This window comes from Streptomyces sp. WAC05374, assembly GCF_004353505.1.
Lineage (GTDB): Bacteria > Actinomycetota > Actinomycetes > Streptomycetales > Streptomycetaceae > Streptomyces.
In genome coordinates this window covers 1-290 of the sequence record NZ_SMNQ01000057.1, presented here as the reverse complement: position 1 = coordinate 290, position 290 = coordinate 1, and the positions used below count along the sequence as shown (strand labels likewise).

Here is a 290-nt window from a genome sequence, read left to right as displayed (position 1 = left end):
GAGGCCGTCGCCCTTTTGGCGGCAGTCGCGGAGGATCTTCCAGTTCTTCATCCGGGCAAAGGTGTGCTCGACGCGGGCACGCACGCGCCGGTGTTCGGCGTTGTCCTCTTCCTGGCCGCGCAGGAGGCGGCGCCCGGCTCTCCTGCGGTGCGGGACGATCAGTCCGGTGCCCAGGTAAGCGCCGTCCGCGATCACCGTCGTGCCTGCCGCGAGGGCGGGCAGGCCGGACTCGCGCCAGACATGCGCATCCGCCTTGTTCCCGGGCCTCGGTCGGGCTGCTGCCCCGACCA

General features: G+C 71.7%; 1 protein-coding gene. It reads right to left on the bottom strand.

The genetic code is table 11. The annotated features are described in order from the left end of the window. Positions 1 to 290, bottom strand: a 290-nt coding sequence (locus E2B92_RS32520; protein WP_160159818.1) for a transposase family protein, incomplete at both ends; no start/stop codon positions are given.